This window comes from Paraburkholderia sp. TE9906 (assembly GCF_056279605.1).
Genome location: NZ_JBWCCT010000001.1, coordinates 566,053 through 589,343, shown reverse-complemented (window position 1 = coordinate 589,343; position 23,291 = coordinate 566,053). Strand labels below are relative to the sequence as shown.

The following is a 23,291-nucleotide window of genomic DNA, read 5'->3' as shown; positions in this document are numbered from 1 at the left end:
CACTCACTCGACATACGAACCATGAGCGATATTCAGCGTTTCGAAACCAATCCGCGCCTCTCGCGCATCGTCATTCACAACGGCACGGTGTACGTCGCCGGCCTGACCGCGACTTCGCGCGACGGTGATGCCAAGGCGCAAACCGAAGAAATCCTGAGCAAGCTGGATGGGCATCTGAAAACCGCCGGCACCGATAAAACCCGTTTGCTTTCCGTGCAGATCTGGGTGGCCGATATGGCGCGCGACTTCGGGCCGATGAACGCCGCATGGGAAGCATGGGTTCCGGCCGACGCGACGCCCGCTCGCGCGACCTGCGAAGCGGCGTTGGCTTCGCCGGACATTCGCGTGGAGATTATTGTGACCGCGGCGGTTTGAGTCGTTAATCAAGACGTGCGGCAGGTGCTTTGCGAAGGGAGCGGGGCGCTTGCCGCTTGTCGTGTCGCGGGGAAGCTGCGGCACGAGATTCTGGAGGGTGAATCTCGTGCGTAAGCGCAGGCCTGGTCGTTATCGGACACCGTTGTGGTGCATCACGAACGTTTCGGTGCGGGAACCATAGTGCTTCGTGACTTCGGCTTCGGTCATCAGTTTTGACGACTTGAGGATGGGAGCCACCGCCGCATACAGTCGGTCGGGATCGGGGCCGTACATGTATAGATAGCCGTCGTTGCCATCGATGTGAAATTCGGTCTCGCCGAGTTCGCCGACACCCGCACGCTTTATTGCGCTTTCCAACCGATGTTCGAGAACATGAATGCCCGCCAGGTCTTTGGGGTAGTAGTCGAAATGGACCATCATGACGGGGCCTGGGGGCCGCGTTGGCTGTTCTGAAGCTGCAGAGCCTGCTGATAAAGCGATGCATAGAAGTGCGATGGAGACTTTTCTTCGCAGCATGAGTCATTGGTCGTGCGTGGAGGGAAGGTCAATTGTCGATGATGCGGAGGGTGCCGTCGACTGCTTTGCTGCGCTTGAGGGTGAGGCCTTTGCCGCTTACCTGAGTCGACCCGTCGTCGACCGTCGACACGCTTCGGCCTGACCTGCTGCTCGCTCAAATGAGTCGAGGGGGGCAGTTGCAGGCTACTGACGATCATTCTCAATCGGTAGCGAACGGCCGATGGGACATCCACTAGATGCTTACTTTCGATCCACATCGGCTTTTGGAGCGAACGTGATCGCGATGGTCATTCGCAACGTACACGGTCATTCCATGCGCCACTATGGGCTGTCGGGTGCCGTTCCCTCCGCCTGTCGCACAGAAAACCCTGTCTTCGACTTGTGGATGCTTTCGCATGGCGCAATAATGAATTTGGCCACCAAAAGTGGCGAAAGTGAGCCACGTTTCTGTCTGGAGCTTGAATGCAACCTCGCTTCCGGCCAATTTGGCAATCGGTTTGGCTGAAAAATACTTGGGCGCTACAGTGCAACAAGTGCCCTTTGGGTGACCGGCGAGCACTGGGAGAGACCTATGCCGATTTCTGAAGCCGTGATTGCAGCGTTGGTAAAGGCGACCGTTGACATTGCGAGCAAACGGATATCATCGGCATTAGAGATCAGTGACGCTGAGACCGACTGGAGTAGCGAGAAATTGGCTAGTCACCTTGATTTCGTGAGTGGCTGGTGCCAAACGTTTCAGATTCTCGGGATGAACAGCCCTCGCAGCATTGAGTCGGGGACAATACCGTTAAAGTTTATCGACAGACGCCCCAATCTTGACTCCATGCAACCGGCGTCTTTCGTCCCTGGTCGCGCCCTTTCGCGAGCCAAAGATGTACGCATGGCGGAACTTGAAAATAGTCAGTTTGACTATACTGAAAAGTCCTTGCTCACTACCTGGGGGAATTTTCTGATTTTAGGAAGTCCAGGCGCGGGAAAAACTACGACTGTCAAGCGGCTTTGCTATCACCTGCTAACTTCGGAAGCACCTGTTGCGGTAGACGGCAGTCCTGCATATCAATATCCAATTCTCGTGAGAGTCCGCGACATTTCACGGCCTATGCCTCTTGCCGCCGTCATCGCAGATCAAATCGGAATCAAATATGAGCTTAAAGAGACTTTGGTTGGCGGAGTGAAAGAACATCTCCTCGAGTCCGGGGGGATGCCTTTACTGGACGCCGTAGCGGCAGTGTTGGATGCTAGCCAGGCAGTACTGTTTATCGACGGTTTAGACGAAGCCGACGGGAAACTGAGAGCCAAGCTCGATGGTGAAATACAGAAGCTCCTCTACATGCTGAAACAAAGTAAGGTGATCGTGTCCTTGCGAAAGGGGGATTATGATCGAACATTTGAAAATATTATTGCGTTGGAAGTAAGGCCGCTTGATTGGGATGGGATAACACTTATCTGCAATTGCTGGCTCGGAGACGGATCTGTCTTTATAAAAATGCTCAAGGAGAAGCCTTACCACGATCTTGCCAATCGGCCATTGTTCATCACTCAACTGCTTCTGATTTATTTGGCGGAGCAAGATCTGCCGTCGTCGGCAATTTTGGTGTACGAGCGAGTTGTGCGTTTGAGCATAGAGCTATGGGCGAAGGATCAAGGGATACTGCGACGGTCAAAGTACGGCTCGTTCGGGGTCGACGCCAAATTGCGTTTTTTGGCGTCAATGGCCTATCAGCTTACGTACAGGCACAAGGCGAAGGTATTCGAGCGACGCATGATTCAAGACTCGTACGAGCGAGTTCGTCGGCGCTTTCGCTTACCTGCCGCCGAGGCGGAGGAAGTGCTGCGCGAACTTGAAGCACATACGGGTCTCTTACTGCGTTCTTCCCTGGAGGCAGTCGAATTCTCTCATTTGTCGCTCCAGGAGTTTCTGTGCGCAGAATACATAACAAGGGAGCCATCAAACAAAGCCCTTGCAGATTACTTCGAAATTAACCCCGCTCCTGTGGCCGTTGCTGTCGCTTTGTCGACGGCTCCCGAAGCGCTATTTGCCACACTTCTCTTGAATTTTGAGCCTTCTGGATTTCCGAATCCACAGCGACTACGTATTTTCCTAGACCGCCTATGCTATGAGGCGCCATATTTTTCACCGACTATTGACTTGGGCGTAGCGCTGCTGCGCCTCCTGTCGGAACCCGCAGTCTTTGAGCTTGGAAATCTTTCGCTCCTGGAAGATTTGATCGAAATTTGCCAACTTTGGGACTCTATCTTGATGGGCCTGCACGCATATCGCGCGACAAAAAGGGATGCTGAATCGTTGTATATGTCGCTGATAAAGCGAGAAGATGTCGAATCCAATTTTCCTCTAACGATTACTATTCCAATACGGTTTGTAACCGGTGCCATACGAGCCAACGGTACGCACCGTTTAAAATGGGGGGCGCGAGATGATGTTCTGTTGCCTATTGAGATCACCAAAGAAGGGTCGTTGATATTCAGGGAATGTAACTGATCCAGAAAGTAAGGTATGCGGTAAAAAATCGATCAAGTGCGTATTTAATCAGGAGTGCGATTGGTATTCAATTGGGCGAGGCTTCGAAATGACTGCTGATGACGCAGGTCGACGACTTGTGTGACGGCCTCCGTTTCGACGCAGTCCATCACATAGAGTGATCCTCTGAATGCCCGAGCGATTCAACGAACGAATGGCCCTCTCGGCCCGAATTCGACCCGACGCGAAACGACCTTGGCCCACCGCGGAGAGATAACCACATAGACCTGGTTCGACTATCTGAGACTCCGCCGCTCGCGCCTGCGTATATTGCACCGGTAAGCGCAACACACGCAGACTTCATCTCCAGAACACCGACCAATCACAGACAACCAATCAGAATCCGAAAGGCCGATGTCCCGAATGCCCATGCTCGTCCCGGTCATCTTTCACGAAGCTGCACTCGCCGGCATGGCCTGAAAGCCGCTGAACACCGGCGAACTGCTGAGGCACGTAATCGGGCAGATCGTCCTTGTCCATTGCGAAGACAAAGAACTGGTTCGGATTCGCCATGCCGGCCGGGTGATTCGAGTCGGTGACATTGCCGATAAAGTCATTGTCGTTCGCGATGAGGAAGGTGTGCTTGTGCACGCCGTTCATCACGATGTCAGGGCCGAACGTCAGGCTTTCGAGTTTCGCGGGAATGTCTTGCGCACTGAAGCCGTGAGCGGTCAGCACGGCAACCACATCGAGAAAGAGCGACTTCTGGAGAGCATAAGGTGCGAGGCCGGATTCGCCGCTTGCCTGGCTGACGTCCTGCGCGCCGTCGAGGTCGACGCGAAACACTTTCTTGAACGCCGCGGTCGAATCATCGCCGAGGCCTTTGCCATCGCGCTCATCCATCAGGAGCACGCGGTCGTTGACCGCCACGACGTCGCTGATGGTCGGATAGTTCGGCTTCGATGAAGTCCCAATGTTCGTCAGCGGATACGCAAACTGCTGGGTCTTGCCGGTGCGCAGGTCGATACGGATGATGCGGCTGAAGCCGCCGCTGGTACCGCCGTCCTGCAGCAGCGGACTCTGCATCGCGCCGAACAGTGTTTTGCCGTCGGGCGAGATCGCCAGCCCTTCCATACCCTTGTTAGCCACGCGACCGGACGTGTTCGCACTGATTTCGGTGTTGCCTACCGAACTGAGCATCGACACGGCGAACGAGTCAGGCAGCTTGATCACATCGAGCCGACGCCCCGTGCGGCGATCGAAACGATAGATGTACGGACCGTATTCATCGGAAATGAATACGCTCTGTCCATCATTGGTCACCCGGATGCTTTCAGGATCGAGGCGTGCATCGAGGGGATTCGTCGAAAGGTGCGTCGGGTCGAAGTTATCCGAGCGCCCCGTGAAGTAGTGCGTGTGGTTCTGGCGGTTCAAGTCGGGCGCACCGTCCGCCACGCCGGCCGCTGCGCCGTTGCCGTACACGAGCCGCTCGGCGGTGTGCAGGAGCGTCGTGTCGACCAGCTTCGGCGTGAGTGAGTAAGGCAGAGCCGAACCTGTGGGTGCGGCGACGAGCGACAGTTGGAACGTCTGGAAGCGGTTGATGTACGACACCGTATCGTCGATCGCCGCGTTATACGAAATTGCGTTGGGGCCGCGATCAGGCAACGCGACGAAAGTGTTGCAGCCCGCGAAGCTCATGCCGGAGCCGATACCGCCGAGCAGATTACCCGGCGCACCGTTTTCGAGCGGCGCCGCCGTCTCGCGGGACAGGTCGGAGATCGTGCCGCTAATCTGACCTTTGGCGATTAGATCGACGGTAGCGTGAGCGTTCGCCATCGCGAAGAGCGATGATGCAATCACGGTGAGCACGAGCGGTCTAAATTTCAGCACGGATATCTCCTTTCAGTTGTTTCGACAGAGCATCGTCAGGTAGCCGCAAAAGGCGGCTTTCATGGGCTTACGCAGAGCCATCGAAAGTGTGGGTAACTTTCGTGTCATGAGGGTGAAACCGAATCGGGCGCCGTCGCAGGCGTGCGTTTTTCAGAACCTGCCGGTCAGCGATGTTCCTTTTTCTCGGAGTTTGATATTGCATTGCAGCAATTTACGTATAGACTAGGTCATGAACGTCTACAGCCATAAGGTTTGCTTTGATACGACGGAGAGCGACATGCCGACTTTCCCGGCTTCACACCGCCCAACCGTCCCTGAATTGCACGTTTTCGAGCAGGAGGGAGGTTGGCATTGGGGTATCACCGTCCCGCGCGTGGCGGGAAGCGGATTCAAACTGATTGCCTTCAGCGAAAGCTCTTTTTCGCTCGAAGCGGCCGCGCGCGCCGACGGGAGCCATGCGCTGGCGCATCTTGCAGATAGGGCACACGCAACGGACTTGCCGTTCACGCCGCGTGTGACGGATTTTCAACAGGAATAAGCAGGCCTTGGCTGGCATGGATGGCGCTTCGTAGGGTGCAAGAGCACTGAGGTGCTTTTGCTGTTGTCTTCACCCCCATCCGCTACCACGGATACGCGTACGCGATTTGCACACAATCGGCGCGTATGCCTCGAGCCAATCACCTTCCCACGAAGAAGAAAGTCGATATAGCAGCCATCCGAATGTCCGCGCGGCACTCTCGACGATCCACTTGCTCCAGCCCAACGATGTGCGAGCAATGGCGCCTGCAAACTCACGACGTCTGCTTCCAGCGTGCGTGAACTTCGCGGCGCCGCGCTCAGCCCAGTTCATTACACCGATGTAACTGAACTTTCACATAACTATCTTAAGCTCCTGCGCCGATGTAATAAATCCAACAATCGGGCGAGCCGGCGTGAAGATGCTGCCTGCCCGGCGTGCGACGGGAGCCCCCACGTGATTTTTTCGATAAACAAGAACCTGATATGTCGGAAAGGTGCATTAGCCCTACTGGCCAGTATCGGCCTCGCGGCGGGTTTGAGCGCCTGTGGTGGGAACGTTGACAGTACTCCTCAGGACACGACGCCCCAGGTTTCCGGGCAGGTGCTCGGCAGCTACATCCAGAACGCCAAGGTCTGTCTCGACCTCAATGACAACGGCAAGTGCGACAGCGACGAGCCGTATACAGTGAGCGACGCCAAAGGCAAATTCTCCATCGGCGACAAGAACAACGGCAGCTGGAAGAATGTGGTCGCCGATCTGACCAACGCCCGCGAAAACGACGCCAACGGCAAAGACATGGGCACCACGTTCGGTTCCGGCGCGTTCTTTCTCGCGCCCAAGGGCGCGAGCGGCACGGTGAGCGCCATCACCACGCAATTGGCTCAACTGGTGACAGGCGGCGCGGCGCTGAGCGACGCAAAGAACACGCTGGCAGCCAAATACGGCGGAGTGTCCGCCGACAAGCTGCTGGGCGACTTCAACACCGACAGCAGCCTTGCCAGCGTGAAGGCGGCCAGCGACGACTACATCAAGACGGTCGTCGGTTCGAAGGCTGTGCGTCACGTCTTCGTGATCACGCTCGAGAACAAGAACTACGACGAATCCTTTGGTACGGGTTCGGCGACTAGCGGCCAGGACCCGTATCTCAAGTCGCTCGCTCCGCAAGGCGCGCTGCTGACCAACTACTACGGCACCGGCCACGTCAGCCTGGACAACTACATCTCGATGATGAGCGGCCAGCCTTCGACGGTCGACACCGAGACCGACTGCTTCAGCGTATGGTCCGACATCGTCGACGCAGGCAACGACAGCAGCAATTCGAAGGTCCTCAAGGCCGGTACGGATGCGAACGGCCATGCCGGCGGCGGATGTGTGTATCCGGCCCGCGTCAAGACGCTGGCCAACCAGCTCGATAACGCCAAGTTCACCTGGAAGGGTTACATGGGCGATATGGGCAATGACCTGAACCGCGACGGCACGAAGACGTGCAGCTTCCCGACCCGTACCGCGAAGCTGGCAGGCTCGGATCCGGCGAAGACGGTCGACGGTACGCAGTCTGCCCAGGCGGGTTCCGCGTCCGGCGACGTCAAGGGCGATGCCTACGCGACCCGTCACAATCCGTTCGTGTACTTCCACTCGATCATCGACGACATCAACTATTGCGACCAGCACGTCGTGAATCTCGACGACAACCTGGTCAACGATCTGAAGTCGATCGATACCACGCCGAACTTCGTGTTCATCACGCCGAACCTGTGCGATGACGGCCACGACGGCGACGGCACTGGAGCGGCAGGCAAGGGTTGCAAGAGCGGTGCGCCCGGCGGCCTGACGTCGATCGACGCGTTCCTGAAGAAATGGGTTCCGATTATCCAGGCTTCGGCAGCTTACAAGCAGGACGGTCTCATCATCATCAACTTCGACGAATCGAATGCGGCCAGCTCGCCGATGACCACGTCGTTCAACGCCAGCTACTCGCAGATGAATCTCACGATCAATCTGACGGGCGCTTCGTGCTGCACGCAGCAGGTTGGTCCGAACGTCAAGCGTCCTGAAGATCAGGTCATGTCGACGCTCCCGATTGCCTACGCATCGACGCTGGGTATCAACACCGCGCTGCTTCCGTCGACCGTTCAGCTGATCCAGATCGGCATGCATTACGACGGTGTTGGCGGCGACCGCACGGGTGCAGTGCTGCTGTCGCCGTTCATCAAGGCGGGCACCACCTCCGATACCGGCTACAACCACTACTCGCTACTCAAGAGCCTGGAGAACCGTTTCGGTATTCCCGAGTATCTGGGTTATGCGGACGATTCGAACCTCGCGACTTTCGGTTCCGACATCTTCAACCAATAAAGATAGATGCTTTTTCTCTGTACTAAAGGGACCGCCCGGGGGGCGGCCCTTTTTTTCATTTCAAGTCTCTTGCTGACGGCATGCGGCCGCCAGGAAGAAGCCCTCGGCGCCCCCGCCGTCACTACGGTTTCCGCGGCGCCTTCCAATAAGGATATGGCCGAGATCGGCAAGCTGGCTTTTTTCGATCCGTCGCTGTCGGCTTCCGGCAAACAGTCGTGCGCGAGCTGTCACAGCCCAACGAACGCCTACGGGCCACCCAACGGCCTCGCCGTGCAACTGGGCGGCGCCGATATGACGCATCACGGCACACGCGCTGTGCCTTCGTTGCGCTATCTGCGCCGCGTGCCGATCTGGACACACACGTACGCGAGCAGCTTCAAAGAACGTCTCGAGGACGGCGACAACATGCCGTCCGGCGGCTACACCTGGGACGGGCGCTTCGACAGCCCTGCCGCCCAGGCGGCCTTCCCTCTGTTGAACCCCGACGAGATGGCCAATACGGACGCTGCCGACGTCACGGCTAAATTGAGCAGGAGTGCTTATGCCGCGCGTTTTAGCGCAGTGTTCGGCCGGGATATTTTCTCCCGCCCTGCCGATGCGCTCGCCGCACTAGGCAAGGCGCTCGAGCGCTTTCAGTTCGACGATCCCAGCTTCCAGCCATTCGACAGCAAGTTCGACAAGGTACTGGACGGCAAGGCGCAGTTCAGCACCCAGGAGGCGCGTGGCTTCGCGCTTTTCAACGACCCCGATCGCGGCAACTGCGCATCCTGCCACCTCGTCGAAAAGGGCGCTGCAGGTGCGCATCCGACCTTCACCGACTACAACTTTCAGACGCTCGGCGTGCCGCGCAATCCGGAGATCCCGGCGAACGCGGATCCGAAGTACTACGACATGGGATTGTGCGGCCCGATCCGGACCGACAAGACCGCCACCGACTGGTATTGCGGTATGTTCAGGACACCTACTCTGCGCAATGTCGCGACGCGCCGGGCGTTCTTTCACAACGGCCGCTTCCACACGCTGGAAGACTCCTTGCGTTTTTATGTGCAACGGGACACTAACCCGCAGAAGTGGTATCCGCATCCGGGCGGCAAGCAGCAGTTTGACGACCTGCCAGTGAAGTACCAGAGGAACGTTGACCATATCAATGCGCCGATGACGAATCACAAGGGTGGCAAGCCGGTCTGGTCGGAAGGCGATATTCGCGACGTGATCGCGTTCCTCAAGACCTTGAACGATAGCGATGCGCAGATGGTGGGGAATACCGCGACGCATTGAGGGTTGAAGCTTGGTCCTCGATAGGGAAGGGCCGCCGTTGGATTGCAGGGGCTTCGACGGCGGTCGGTGCTGCGCGGGCTGGGGCGCTGCGGGGGCATCGGACTAGCGCGGGCATGGAGTACGGCGCATCATTCAAATGTGACAATCGGCCCGATATTTTGTAAATACTCGACCTTTTGCCGAATCCAGTAGAAGCCTTGTAATCAGACGACAAATGGACGACAAGATTGGTATTGTTCGGCGCTACCTGAAAGCGTACGTTTTCGCGATCAGTGTCGTGGGTGCCGTCGTACTTGTGTCGGAAATGCAGGGAGCCGACTGGAGGCCCGCCTTGGCAGGAATGCCCCTGTACGTCACGTTGTTCCTTGCGATTACTTATCAACTGGTAAAGGACGTTCGCGAGTACAAACGGATGCGTTAGCCTATCTGGGCAAGGCCGATTTGGTCCGTGACGCTGTAGTTCTTTGCTCAAAGAATTACGATTATCCCGAACGCGAAGAGGACGACGCCTGCAAATAGTTGGGCGTTCACAAAAGTTGACCAAACCGGGTTCGAGTGGAGCGATTGTTCCGTATCGTGTTCTACATGGCCGCCGCAGCAGTCGTATGCGCAACGCGTGAAAAAACGAGATTCCACCGATCGCTGGAAGACCCATGAGCGCTACCCGATCTGCATCTATTGTGCGAGGAACGCCAAAAACGTAGATGACAAAACTCAAAGCGGCCCATGCTACAAAAGAAATACAGGAAAGAAAATGCAGCGCAGTTGTGAGAGTCGAGACAAACTCACTCCGACTCGTGAAAAACCTGCACATAGCTATAACTCGTGAGGGTTGCCGCGTTCGATCGACCAAGCGCTTCATCAGTAGCCCCTTGGAATCACCAGCGGCGGACATACCGCGCCCCTGGCTCCCACGGCTCGTGCCAGTTGATCAGGCACGCGCTACTTTACAGACTCCGCAAGGATCTCCGAACCTTTACGAAAAGAAAGTCCACTTTCTTGAGAGACCTCATCGTAAGAGAAAAGCTCTGCGCGACAAAGTTAGGTGCGTCTCAATAATACCCGCGCACAAGTGAATTGAAGGGCCGCTTCGGGCCATGTACGAAGGCCTGCTTCGGGTCGACCTCGGACCTTCGCTGTCGCCGGTAACTGCTGTCGGTGTATAGATCAACAATTTCGAGGATCAGGGGCCGCGGAACGCGCGGACGCTAATGGGTATTCTCGGATCTACTGCACTTTCTCCTTGACTGCTCGCAAGGCTGAGATAGGGCTTTCAGGAGACCGTCGCGTGTTCGCGCCGAACGGATGGCGACCAACCGGTGCCGTAAGGTCGCTAGCGGATCTCAGGATTCGGCAGCGTCAGTTTTGAGGGGCGCTCTCCAATCGGGGCTGTGTCGCGCGAGCCGGTCGCGCCGCTTTGTACCACTCGCGATGAATCTGTTTCTACGGGCGGTTTCACATTGCATTATTTCGCAGTCCATCTCAAAAAATCGAAACGCATATTTGACGATCATTGAAAGAAAGGGATTGCCAGCGGTGATAGATTTCGGACCGGACGATCCGGTGCAGCTACAAAAACGATGGCAAGAACCACAGGCTTTTCGCAACAACTCACCACGCACCAAGCAGCAATTGCACGCCGCCGCTTCATCCGCCTGTTCGGGGAACGGGCGGCAGCTGACCGTCCGCTATGGATGCGCGTGACCGCTGTGGTGATGACGGTGGTGATGTATTTCGCGCCTGCGGTGCTGCTCGTCGACCAGACCGCACACGCCGCACCGATCGTCGATCCACGCGCACCGGTGACCTTCCAGCCGACGGTCACGCAGACCAGGACCGGAGTTCCGGTCGTCAATATAGCGCCAGCGAATGCAAACGGCCTCAGCGCGAACCAGTACAGCTCATTCAATGTTGACAGCACGGGTCTCGAGCTCAATAACAGCCTCATCGCGGGCACGCCGCTGCTCGGTGGCACGCTCGGCGCGAACCCGAACCTTAACGGACGGGCAGCCACCACGATTCTCAATCAGGTCACCTCGACCGCGCCCTCGACGCTCGCGGGTCCGCTCGAGGTGTTCGGGTCTCCGGCCGCCGTCATCATCAGCAATCCAAATGGAATCAGCGTTAATGGTCTTTCGTTGACGAACGCGTCAAACCTCGTGCTAACTACTGGCGAGCCGCAGTTCATCACCGGACCAGGCGGAACGCCGACGGCCTTTGCCAATGCTGGTGCCGTCTCGTACGCCGTCTCGTCGGGCAACATCACGATCAACGGCCCCGCAGGCGTGAACGGCCCCGGCGCGGGTATCGAGGGGACGGTCGGAAATATCGACCTGATTGGCCACTCAGTGAATCTGGCCGCGCCTCTCTATGCGAACCAGGCCGTCAACGTCATCACGGGCAACCAGAGCGTCACGCCCACCTCTACAGGTGCCTCGGGCACGACCTACGGTGTCTCGAACGTGGCGGCTGGTACGCCGGGTGCGATCGCGGTCGATGCGAGCCAGTATGGCTCCGTCACGGCCGGCCAGGTCTATATCGTCTCAACCGCGGCGGGGCAGGGCGTCAATATGCAGGGGCCGCTGGCGGCGACGGCTGGCAACCTGACCGTGAATTCGAACGGCGATATCACCGTTGGACAAACCTACGCGAATCAGAACGTCGCCCTTACCAGTGCCGGTAAGGTCTCGGTCGCCGATACCGGCCAGGCGAACCAGAACTACACCGTCAACGCCGCAGGCGACATCAATGCGACCGGCAGCGTGTCGGCCGGACAGGATGTTTCGCTCACGGCGAGTAACAACCTGAATGCGGCGTCGGTGGCCGCAAACGGGCAGGCGAGCCTTGTGGCGGGCAACTCAATCACTCTCGGTTCGCTCTCGGCCAATGCGATCAACCTGCAGACGGGAACCGGCGACCTGACCGTCAATTCGGCGCTCTCCGCACCGGGCACGATTGCGGCGGCTGCCGGCCGTGACGTGACGATCAACGGAACGGTGCAGGGCGGCAGTACGGTGGCGCTCACGGGCGCGCGTAACGTGACGGTCAACGGAGCGGTGACGGCGGTCGGCGACACGACGATCACGGCCCGGACCGGTTTCGTATCCGTCTCGGGCAATGCGCAGAGCAACGGGGCGCTCACGGCGACGGCAGGCCAGGACGTGGCCCTCGGCGGCACCGTGCAGGCGCAGGGGCCGGTGTCGGTTACCGCAACGAACGGCTCCATTGTTGGGCAGGGCAATGTCGCCTCGTCGAACGAGGCGGTGTCGCTCACAGCGGGCCAGAATGTGCAGACGGGTGGCAGCCTGCAGGCGGGCACAGACCTGAGCGTACGCGCGGGCGCCGACGCGACGCTTGTCGGTACGGTGACGGCGCCGGGCGCAGTCACCGTGACGGCGGGGCAGGACGCCACGCTGGCCGGTGCGGCGACCTCGGGTACGGCTCTCACTGTTAGCGCAGGCCGTCATGCTTCGATTGATGGTACGGTGGCATCGCTCGGCAACATGGCGTTGTCGGCGGCGGCAGGCACGCTTGCTACGACGGGTGATGTGGTCAGCCTCGGCACGCTCAACGCGAGCGGCCAGCAGGGCGTGAATCTGGGTGGCACCGTCTACAGTCAGGGCAACGCGTCGATCCGCTCGGGCGCCGGCGCGGTGACGGTAGGTGGGACCGTATCGAGCCCCGGCGCAATCACGGTGAACGCGGCGCAGGATGCGACAGTTGCGGGCGCGGTCCACAGCGGCAGCGACACGACCGTCGACGCCGGCGGCAACGTGGCGCTGAATGGCGGCCTCGAAGCCGACGGCAGCGGCAACGCGAGCGTGACGGCGGGTGGAAACATCACGGGGAGCGGAGCGCTCAATGTCGCCAACACCACCACGCTGACTGCGGGCAACAGCATCACACTGACCGGCGCGCTCCAGACCGGCAACGACCTCAGCGCCACGGCGGCGCAGAACGTGACGACGGCTGCGGTCACCGCGGTGGGCAATGCGAGCGTGACGGCTACGAATGGCAGCGCGACACTCGGCGGAGATGTACTCACGGGCGGCAACCTGGGCGTGATCGCCGGTACCGATGTGAATGCGCCGGGCAGTGTCACGGCGTTGGGCGATCTGAATCTGAACGCACAGGGTGGCAACCTGACGGCCAGCGGCCCGGTGTCGGCCGGAGGTAACGCGACGCTGAACGCGGGACAGAATCTCGCGCTCAACGGCCAGACCAGCGTGTCGGGTAACGCGGCGCTCACGGGCACGAACATCACGACGCAGGATGTAGGCGTGGGCGGCAATTTCACGGCTACTGCGACGCAGAACCTCGACACCTCGTCAGGTACCCTCAGCGTGAACGGTACCGCGACGCTCACTGGCGCGACGGTGACGACTGGCAATGCGCTCATCGGTGGCACGTACAGCGCCAGCGGCTCGCAAAGCCTCACCACCACTGGCACGGGGGCCTATCTCGGCGATGCGACCCTCGCGGGCGGTGCGGTGACTTCCAGCGGCAAGCAGATGGCTGCGGGTACGCTGACCATCTCGGGCTCGACAGTGACGAATTCCGGCGCCCTCTCAGGGTTGACCGCGGCGAACATCAATGCAGCGGACCTCGTCAACAGCGGTACGGTGTATGGGCAGACCGAGAACGTGTCGGTCGCGAACAGCACGACCAACAGCGGCGCGCTGATGGCAACCCGTGCGTTCACACTGACGACAGGCGCGCTGGACAACGGCAACGGTGTGATCTTCGCGGGCGACGTGAACGATCCGACAGCGGCCACGGGTGACGCGACGGTCAACGTGACGGGCGCCGACGGCAGCTTCCGCAACGCGAACGGGAAGATCCTTGGGCAGAACAGCGTGACGCTGAATCTGCCGCAGCAGACGATTGATCCGTCGTCGCCCGCATTCGGGACGGTCAACGGCGGCCATGCGCTGAACCTGTTGGCGGCGGCCATCACCAACAGCGGAACCTGGACGCTGCCGGGCACGAATGTGACTGTTTCGGCATCCCAGGGGATCACGAACACCGGCACAATGGGGCAGGCGGCAGGCTCGCTAGCGTTCAACGGCGCCGTCACCAACAGCGGCACGATCGCCGCGCAGGACCTCACGGTCAATGGAAGTCTTGCCAATCAGGTGGGGGCGACCGTACAGGCGGGAGACGCCTTCACGTTGAACGGCTCGGCCACGAATGCGGGCACCGTCGAGGCGCTGAACAACCTCACGATCACCGGCACGAGCTACGACAATTCGAACGGCACCACGAAGGCCGGTACCGGCTCGGCAGGCATCGGCAACATGGCGATCAACCTGTCGGGCGATCTCACGAATGCGGGTGGCACGATCACGGCGACCAATGACCTCACGCTGAGCGCGGCGAACGTGATCAACTCGGGCGCGTCGGGTTCCGGCGCGACCACCACCACGACCACCGTCATCGACAATCCGGCCCTGCTCATGGCGCTGCTGGTCGGCACCGACACGCTTGACACCGCGACGATTTATGGCGCTGAGAATGGCTTCTGCTGCGACATCACCTCGACGTCGCAGAAAGTGACGCTCGCGGATGCACTATCGCCTGACGGTACGGCGGCAGGCGTCACGGAGGGCGTCCTTACCCTGCTGCCGGGCAGTCCGCCGGTGACAACATCGGGCACGGTGACGTTCGTCGAGGTTGCGGTTCCCACGGCATCGGGCGGCACGCAGAAGCTGTGGTTTGTCGAGACGTCGGATAACGCAAGCCAGGCCATCGCCAGAAAGACCATCGCGTTGCCCACGGTGACCGAAACGACGACCACGGCTGGCGGCGCAGCGGGTGCCAGTTCGGTGATTGCAGCAGGCCGTGATCTCAGCCTGACCACGGGCAGCCTGAATAATCAGGGCGGCACGGTCAGCGCCGGCAACGACGCCAACCTCAACGTGCAGTCGCTCAACAACAGCGGCTCGACGTATACCTCGACGGTGACGGACGGTGTCGATCTCACCTCACTGAATGGGTTTCTCGCGGCTGCGCCGTCGACGATTTCGATCTGGAACAACTACTACGGGGATATGGCGGTCGGGCCTTATACGGTGGGCACCTACATTGCCCCACCAGGCATCAGGCTGGACTCGCCAGGCACCGTTACGCCGGTTTCCACTTCTTCGTCGATGGCGGTGCAAGGCGCGACCGGTCAGATCGTTGCCGGTCATAACGTGAATCTCGCGGGTGGCGACCTCACGAACGCGGGCACCATTGCTGCCGCGAACGACGTGAACATCACCGCGAACAGCTTCACGAACCAGGGCATCAATAGCGGGACGATGACGACCACGGCGGGCTGCGCGGCCGGTTATAGCGGCTGCACCGCAGGCGCCACGAGCAGCAACAACTCGCAGACGTACAGCTACCAGCAGATCAATGCGAACGTCACGGCGGGCAACGATATCGTCATCGCCGCAAACGCGGTCAGCAATACCTACGGCAACCTGGTGGCGGGACGCAACGTCGTGATCGGCGGTGCGGGTACGAGCGCGAGCGATGGTTCGGTCACGCCCACGAACCTGACGCAGGCCGCGAGCGTGACGAACACCTCGGGCGCGATCGCGGCGGGCAACGACATGGATATCAATGCGTCGAACCTCGTGAATACCATCGCGGCGCCCGTGCAGGTGCATGAGAACTACGGCAGTTCAACACCGTTTACCGGCTGCTCGTCGAACTGCGAGGCGTATGTCGATGTGCAGTCGGCGAGCCCTTCCACGATCACGGCGAATCATGATGTCAACCTGAAAGCGGGTACGTTCGCGAATACGGGCAGTCTCGTGACCGGCCTGAACAACGTCACGATCAATGCGACGGCAAGCGCGTCGAGCGATAACCAGTACCTGAACGCGTACTGGCACGCCAACCTGTCGTACTACGATGCGAACTTCCCGGCATGGGGATGCGCGGGCAATGCCGCGCAGTGCGCGTCGCTTTACGGTAGCGCTTATCAGAGCGCGCAGGCTCAGGGTCCGGCCGGGTTGCTTGACGCAGTGGGTCTCCCCGACTTTGTGGCAGGCACGATCCAGGCGGGAAACACGCTGGCAGTGAACTCGCCGACGCTGACTAACACGGGTAACGTGATTGGACAGACGGTGAATCTCACGGGTTCGACGCTCGTCAATGGCCTGACGAACCCGAACGCCTATACGCCGCCGCCCGCCGTCGCGGGCCAGGTGATTACGCTCGGACCACCCTCCGTGCCTTCGACCGCGACGACGGCCGTCAACGCGGCAGGGCTGGTGACCAATCTGGCGGGTCAGCCGGTCTCGGTGACGGGTGCCGCAGGTCTGCCGTCGAACTCGCCCATTGGCGTGACGACCGTGGGCAGGCCGGTTGCGCCGTCCGTTGGCAGTGCCAGCGCTCCGGCGGGCACGACCGTGACGACGGTGGGTGGCCAGACGCTGAACGTAACGTATCTGCTCAATAGCCCCGCGTCGGCTGTAACGGGCGATCTGTCGCCTGCAGCGTTGCTCGCGCAGTTGCCCGCGAGCCTGCAACCGGATACCACGCAGTTCTACTACGACCCGTACACGCAGGCGCAGCAGGTCGAGCAGGCGGCGCTCCAGGCGACGGGCCAGTCGAGCTTCTATGCGCTGCCAGCGCAGACCGACAGCCAGACCCAGCAGACGGTCAACAACCTGGACACGGCGGCGCTGTATGGCGCGGCGCTGCAGTATGCCGAGCAGAACAACATCGCGCTCGGCACGCAGCTGAGCCAGTCGCAGCTTGCGCAGATCAATGCGCCGATGCTCTGGTACGTCGAGGAGACGGTGCCCGAGCCGGGCTGTACGGCAACGGGTAACGGCGCATGCCCGACCGTGCAGGCGCTGATGCCTGAAGTGCTGCTGCCGCAGAATTTCGCGACCGTGAATGCAGACGGCACCATTACTGGCACGAACGTCGCACTGAACTACGCGAACAGCATTCTCAATACAGGATCGGTCAACGCGGAAAACCTGACCGTCAATACCGGCTCGCTGACCAACGAACAACGATCGACCAACGTCGGCGACATCTACGCAAAACTGGCCGGCGGCGCCGGCGTGACGGAGACGACTGGTACGGTGGTGCAGCAGGGCGGCCTGATGAGCGCTGCGAACTACCAGCTCAACGTCGATACGCTCAACCAGATCGGCGGTGCGTTGCAACAGGTCAACGCGGACGGAAGTGCAAATGATGCGGCGACCGCACAGCTGCTGGCAAACCTGAAGGACCAGCTCGGCGGCAACTTCACTCAGTCTTCAGTGAGCGACAACCTGCAGACCTCGGTCGTGGCTGACCAGAGCATGAGCACATGGGGCACCGTGTTCATGATGGTGGACATGGTGATCATCTCGATCGGGTCGGCGGGTGCGGCCTCAGCGGCGATCGGTGCGATGGCGGGCGCGGCGGCTGGCTCGGGGGCGACATTTGCGGCTGCGGGTACGACAGCAGGTGCACTGGGTGCGGGTGTCGGTAATGCTGCCTTGGCGGCGGCCGTGGGCGGAATGGTGAACAGCGCGATGGGCCAGTCGCTGTCCGGCGACGGGTTCAATCTGGGCCATATGTTCGAGGCGGGGGCGACGGCGTTCGTGACGGCGGGGCTGACCAACGGCATCACCTATGCGAATGGCGCGCTTGGCTTCACGACCACAGCATCGTCGAACAGCCTGGCGGCGCTCGCGGGCGTGCAGGCTGTGGGCAACGTCATCCTGCCGGGTGCAACGGCGGCCACGGGCAACACGCTGCAAACAGTACTGGCGCTGGCGGCGATTACGGGCATCCAGGCCGGCACACAGAGCCTCATCGAGGGCAGTAGCTTCCTGACCGATCTGCGCAACGACGGGATAGCCAATCTGGCTGCAGCCGGGGCATTCGCGATCGGCAATGCCGGCGAAGCCGGGTATCTCAATGAAGGCGAGTACATCGCGGCGCATGCGGCACTTGGATGTGCGGCTTCAGCGGCGGTGGGCACCGGATGCGCTGCCGGGGCAGTCGGTGCGGCTGCGAGCGCCGCGTTCTCTCCTGACTTCATCAGCAGAATCGATCCGTCCGGAGCTCCACTCGACCCGGGGCAACTGGCTGTACTGGCGGCATTCGCAACGGCGATGGGCGGTGGTTCAGCGGCACTGACCGGGCTGAACGTCCAGGGGGCGACGAGTGCTGCACAGAACGAGGCGTTGAACAATGACGCAGGAAGTCCAGGGCACACGGCTGCGGCTGTCAAAAACGGTGGCGTTGCGGGCGCGGCGTGGAACCTCGCTGTAGTGGCGGCTGGACTGGCTGATCAGGGCGGGGCGTGGCTGGTCAACCAGTTTGCACTTGTCGCCAATGGCAATCGTCAACAACAGCCTCCTTCTGACCCGAACAAGCAACTCGAGTCAAACGAAGGGAACGATACGCCGAGCGGGACGGCCGGCGCCGTGGTGACACCAAGTATTTCCGTTCCGTTGCCCGGTGGCGCGATGGCGACCATCCCGCCAGTAGTGGTTCCGGGCGCACCAATCCTGTCGAGTGGGGGCGGGGGTAATGACAGCGAAAGCACTTCGACTGGTCAAGGGGCTGCCACAAACACGGCAGCAGAGGGCAATCCAACCATTCAGTTCGGGGCCAACGACAACCAGAGCAGCCATACCTTCCGCCACGTAATCAGCGGCGGCTACGACGCAACCGCGGTTCAAAATGCCGTGACAGGCGACCTAAACAATATTGGAGCATCGTTGCCTCAGGGGCAGTACACAGGCACTGTCGTTGTGAATGGGACGACCTTCAACTACAGTGCCTACAAGCTCCCCAACGGCACGATTAACGTAGGGCGAATTACGCCACCGAGATGAACATGGGCACTGTGAGATCGTTGAAAGATGATGAGAGGGCGCTGCTAACTGCGCTGATCGCGGGGAAGCCCCAAGCAGCGCAGCTTCTCGACTCTCTTGTTGGCGCCCGCGTTGAAGAAATGAACGACGGTGGAATGGGGAGCCTGCGCTTTTGCGCCACCGATGCGAGGCCTCGCCGTCTCGGCGTGCAGTTGGTCGAAAAGGAATTCATCGATAGCGATGGCATACCAATTATGGTTGCCATCAACTTGGACGAGCATGGCGATCTCTACGAGCTTGATATATGGAAGGTTGATTTCTCGCCATTGAAGCAGTTGCCGAACGCGTGATGTGGATTGGGGAGGACGGACGGCTGGTCGTGTCTTAAGAATTTGTTGCCACAAACAGCGTCAAGCTTGTGGAGCAGGATGGGAACATCTACCAGTTCAATATACCTGGGGCGAACGGGGACTTGTCTGTCGTAACAGAAATGACGCAGAGCGGCAATCAGCTCATATTGAATGGCATGCACATCGACGGCCCGGAGCTGGATCGAGCAGCGTTAGTCAACTGCGGAATTTGTGTGCCTTGAAACTGGCAGTTCAAGCGCTGGCTTGCAACACATCATCGAAGAACATGGCCCGGAGTTCGCGACACATGGGCGTGTCGCCAGCACAAATTCCGCAAGCTCTGGTTTTAAGGCTCGGAAGCAGAGACCGCTTTCAAAGAAAAGGGAGTCGAGCTCGCCGAGCAATTGCAAAGAGAACTTGGGGTTGATTTTGTAGTCTTCGTCAAAATGTAGTGTTGCCACAGACACTGGAAGCAACTCACTCCTCGATCCCAAGGCGGAGAACCATGTGCTCTATGGCGATGGGCCAACTTCTGGTGGTCACGTCTCAGGAGTCGGTAACCCGGGAAAATTGGAGTTTCCAGCTACATGGAGTCCGCAAGATATTACGAACGCGGCGTGGACAGTACAGCGGATGCCGCCGCTAGCACGACTTTATAGCCAACTGGCTGCAGAGTGGATTGGGAATGGGCACGCGATCAATCGCCACGCGATTGCAGATTTAGTGATTGACTTGCTCAGAAAATTAAGAGGAGAAACAAAGTGCCATTGAGGAAAGTATGGATACTATAGAAAGAGCTGCACTACTTTGTCTATTGGCGCTACTGAGCGCATGCACATCGACACCTTTGATCGAAGTCGACACGCAAAAAATGACTTCGATCAAGACTATTGCAGTTGCGGTTCCAAAGCCAACGAGGTATTCCGCTGTCACCGCAGGCGGCCCGATTTTCGTTCCCATTCCGGGGGCGGGTGTATTGGCGGCAGCTATTGGAGGAGCCATCGCAGGAGGAACGGCAGCGGCATCGAACCGGACCAACAATGATTTCGACGGCCTGGTCAGAGATCGCTTAGGCGACACCGGGTTGAATCGTAGATATGTCGATAGTCTTGAAAAGGAATTACGAGATCAGGGCTATCAGGTGAAGGAAATCAATCTCGATCAGGACGACATGCCGAAAATTTCAGGTGACCGGTTTCAGCCAGTTCTGAAAGGTCAAGCCTTTACGGCGGCTGACGCGATCATGATTGCCCCTGTTAATACCGGCTACGGTGCGAACGGAGTGGGTTGCCCCTATGTCCGGGCGATCAACAGCCAGATTCGAATTTTCGCATCAGACACGTTCAAGCCTATCTTTTCCCAGAATTTTTTTTACAACGCTCCTTGCCATGTCAATCCAATCGGAAACAGGGACGACGGTGTAAATATGACATCTCGGTCCGGTCGGGATGACAAACGCCCGGATCCTTACAGCTATCAGTTTTATTCTGATCTTATAAACGATTTGCCTCATGCCATTCAAGGGCTTGACGAAACACTACTCAGCTTTGTGCCACAGTTTCACTCTGCATTGCTGGCAGGCAGAGGAGTGGCTCAATCACTTGGCGACGGTCAAAAGTAACAATTTATAAAATCCCGTGAAAGAATTGACTAAATTCAGCTGGTTCGTGCGCGCTTCGTCTATTTCAATACTCCTAATGATGGCAGGCTTCACGTGGCGTGGCATCGTGTTCGCCGCAAACATTGTCGTCGATGGAGGCACAGCGACAACTGTCTCGACCGCTGGCAACGGCCACCAGACGGTCGCCATCGCCCCTGCCGTGGGTGGCGTGTCGAACAACACGTACCGCTCCTTCAACGTATCGACGGCGGGAGCAGACCTGAACAACGCGGGCATCAATGCGCGCACGATCGTCAACCAGGTCACGAGCACGAATCCCTCTCTGATCCAAGGCGCAGTCAATGTGCTGGGTCCTCGTGCAAACGTGATCCTGGCGAACCCCAACGGCATCACCGTCGATGGCGGTTCGTTCGTGAACGCGGGCCACGTCGTGCTGTCCACCGGTCAGGTCAGCTTCAGTGACATCACACTCGCGCCGGGACAGATCCAGCGCAACGTCGTGCTGACCACAAACGGCGGTGCAATCACTATCGGCGCAGGCGGACTCACGGGCACGCTTATCAACCTTGACCTCGTCTCGAAGCAGCTCGCGGTCAACGGCCCGGTCACAAACGACTTTTCGAGTTCGACCGGCGGCATCCGCGTGATCACCGGCAGCAGCACGACAACGTGGGACCCGGGCCTGTCGCCCTCGGACAACGGCCACGACTGGCTCGCTGGCCTGACTTCGCCCGGTGGGCAGGGAACGGGCTATGCGGTCGATATCACGCAGGTGGGCGGTCTCACCGCGGGCCGCGTGCAGCTCATCGTCACGGATCAGGGGGCCGGCGTGCGCAGCACCGGTACGCTCAACGCCACAGCGGGCGATGCGGTGATACAGGCCGATGGCGACATCACGGTCGCGGGCGGCTCGGTGATGGCGGCCAATGACGTGACGATGACGACGCCCGGCGCCGTATCGGTTCAGGGCGCGAATATCGTTGCGAATGACGACGTCAGCATCAACGCCGGCAGTATGGCGATGTCGGACGGTGCCGCCAGTCCAGCGACGATCGCCGCGGGCAACGCGGTCACGCTGACTGCCGCGGGTGATATCAGCAACACCGGCAGCCTGATCCAGGCGGGCCTCGTACAGCCGGACGGCACGCTTTCGGGTGGAGACCTGTCCCTGAACGCGGGCGGCAGCATCACGAACCGCTCGGACGCCGCCAATCCCGGCATCCTGTTTTCAGCCAACGGCCAGGCGCTCCTTAGCGCGAAAGGCGATATCACCAACGACAACGCGCGCATTCTCGCCAACGGCAACGTGACGCTCGCGGCCCACGGCGACGTGAACAACGTGATCGACCATACCGGCGGCGTCAACGGCGGCACGCCGGTAGCGTACTCCGATGAGGGCGGCCGCTTCCTGTTCTTCCAGCATACGTCGAGCGGTTTTAACGTTGACTACGGCACGGTCACCGAAGCGGATCAACTCGCGACGATCGCCTCGAGCGGCGGCAACGTGACGATCACCGGCCGCAACGTCACCAATTCGGGAGGCGTCGTCCAGTCCAACGATGGCGATGTGAACATCACCGCACAGGACACCTTCACTAACGCGGCGGTGTTTTCGGGTCAGGCCAGCTACTCGCATAGCTGCTTCATTTTCTGCCACGGCAGTGCGTCGAGCACCGTGACGCCGTGGGGCGGCACGATCCAGGCAGGCGGCAACGTTGCGATCAATGCCGGCTCGAGCGCGGCCAACATCGGGGGGAACGTCTACGCACATGGCGACCTGTCCGTTGACGCGCCACTCACCTACGCCACGGGCGTGACGGGCTACTCGTCGATCAACCAGGACCGTGGCTTCAAGGCGTTCTTCGGCTCGACCTGGGCACAGCTGATCGCGATGGATATCGGCGGAGGCTTCACGGCGGACGGGCTCGTGACCCTCACGGGCGACGCGATTATCAACGGTGGCTATATCTCGGGCGGCCAGGGCCAGAGTGTTAGCGGTCAGATCACGACCCTGCGTGCGCCGTCGAGAACGCCGGTGCAGATTGGCCAGCACCTGGGCCTGATGACGTGGCTGTGGTACTGAAGA

At 59.7% G+C, this 23,291-nt stretch carries 12 protein-coding genes; 10 read left to right on the top strand and 2 right to left on the bottom strand.

What is annotated here, in order from left to right; translation table 11 throughout:
* Window positions 1–21 precede the first annotated feature (21 nt).
* Complete coding sequence (locus ACZ9H4_RS02595; RefSeq protein ID WP_408149347.1) at window positions 22–375, top strand: RidA family protein; 354 nt, start codon at window positions 22–24, stop codon at window positions 373–375.
* A 129-nt stretch (window positions 376–504) separates the two neighbouring features.
* Here the strand turns inward: ACZ9H4_RS02595 and ACZ9H4_RS02590 are convergent, their stop codons facing one another.
* On the bottom strand, window positions 505–795 hold the full coding sequence (locus ACZ9H4_RS02590) for a hypothetical protein (RefSeq protein WP_408151810.1): 291 nt from the start codon (window positions 793–795) through the stop codon (window positions 505–507).
* A 667-nt stretch (window positions 796–1,462) separates the two neighbouring features.
* Here ACZ9H4_RS02590 and ACZ9H4_RS02585 point away from each other — a divergent pair.
* Entirely contained in the window at window positions 1,463–3,391 is a 1,929-nt protein-coding gene (locus ACZ9H4_RS02585; protein WP_408327220.1) for an NACHT domain-containing protein, read from the top strand.
* A 375-nt stretch (window positions 3,392–3,766) separates the two neighbouring features.
* Here the strand turns inward: ACZ9H4_RS02585 and ACZ9H4_RS02580 are convergent, their stop codons facing one another.
* The gene (locus ACZ9H4_RS02580; protein ID WP_408327223.1) at window positions 3,767–5,260 is read right to left on the bottom strand and encodes an esterase-like activity of phytase family protein; all 1,494 of its coding nucleotides are present in this window, start codon (window positions 5,258–5,260) and stop codon (window positions 3,767–3,769) included.
* Window positions 5,261–5,489: 229 nt separating this feature from the next.
* Between ACZ9H4_RS02580 and ACZ9H4_RS02575 the strand changes: the two genes are divergently transcribed.
* The 8 genes from ACZ9H4_RS02575 (at window position 5,490) to ACZ9H4_RS02540 (ending at window position 23,288) form a co-directional block, all read left to right on the top strand.
* A complete protein-coding gene (locus ACZ9H4_RS02575; RefSeq protein WP_408149355.1) occupies window positions 5,490–5,798 on the top strand; it encodes a hypothetical protein in 309 nt (102 codons plus the stop codon).
* 582 nt (window positions 5,799–6,380) lie between these two features.
* Window positions 6,381–8,135 carry an alkaline phosphatase family protein gene (locus ACZ9H4_RS02570; protein WP_476118160.1) on the top strand — a complete coding sequence of 585 codons (1,755 nt, stop codon included), beginning with the start codon at window positions 6,381–6,383 and terminating at the stop codon, window positions 8,133–8,135.
* Between the two features lie 6 nt (window positions 8,136–8,141).
* On the top strand, window positions 8,142–9,413 hold the full coding sequence (locus ACZ9H4_RS02565; RefSeq protein WP_476118159.1) for a cytochrome-c peroxidase: 1,272 nt from the start codon (window positions 8,142–8,144) through the stop codon (window positions 9,411–9,413).
* Between the two features lie 214 nt (window positions 9,414–9,627).
* On the top strand, window positions 9,628–9,834 hold the full coding sequence (locus ACZ9H4_RS02560) for a hypothetical protein (RefSeq protein WP_476118158.1): 207 nt from the start codon (window positions 9,628–9,630) through the stop codon (window positions 9,832–9,834).
* A 1,159-nt stretch (window positions 9,835–10,993) separates the two neighbouring features.
* Window positions 10,994–19,255, top strand: a complete 8,262-nt coding sequence (locus ACZ9H4_RS02555; RefSeq protein WP_476118157.1) for a beta strand repeat-containing protein — start codon at window positions 10,994–10,996, stop codon at window positions 19,253–19,255.
* 2 nt (window positions 19,256–19,257) lie between these two features.
* Window positions 19,258–19,584 (top strand): DUF6984 family protein, encoded by a 327-nt coding sequence (locus ACZ9H4_RS02550; RefSeq protein WP_408151819.1) that lies wholly within the window; start codon window positions 19,258–19,260, stop codon window positions 19,582–19,584.
* Between the two features lie 778 nt (window positions 19,585–20,362).
* Window positions 20,363–21,205 carry a hypothetical protein gene (locus tag ACZ9H4_RS02545; RefSeq protein WP_476118156.1) on the top strand — a complete coding sequence of 281 codons (843 nt, stop codon included), beginning with the start codon at window positions 20,363–20,365 and terminating at the stop codon, window positions 21,203–21,205.
* A gap of 76 nt (window positions 21,206–21,281) precedes the next feature.
* Entirely contained in the window at window positions 21,282–23,288 is a 2,007-nt protein-coding gene (locus ACZ9H4_RS02540) for a two-partner secretion domain-containing protein (RefSeq protein WP_476118155.1), read from the top strand.
* The last annotated feature ends 3 nt before the right edge of the window (window positions 23,289–23,291 follow it).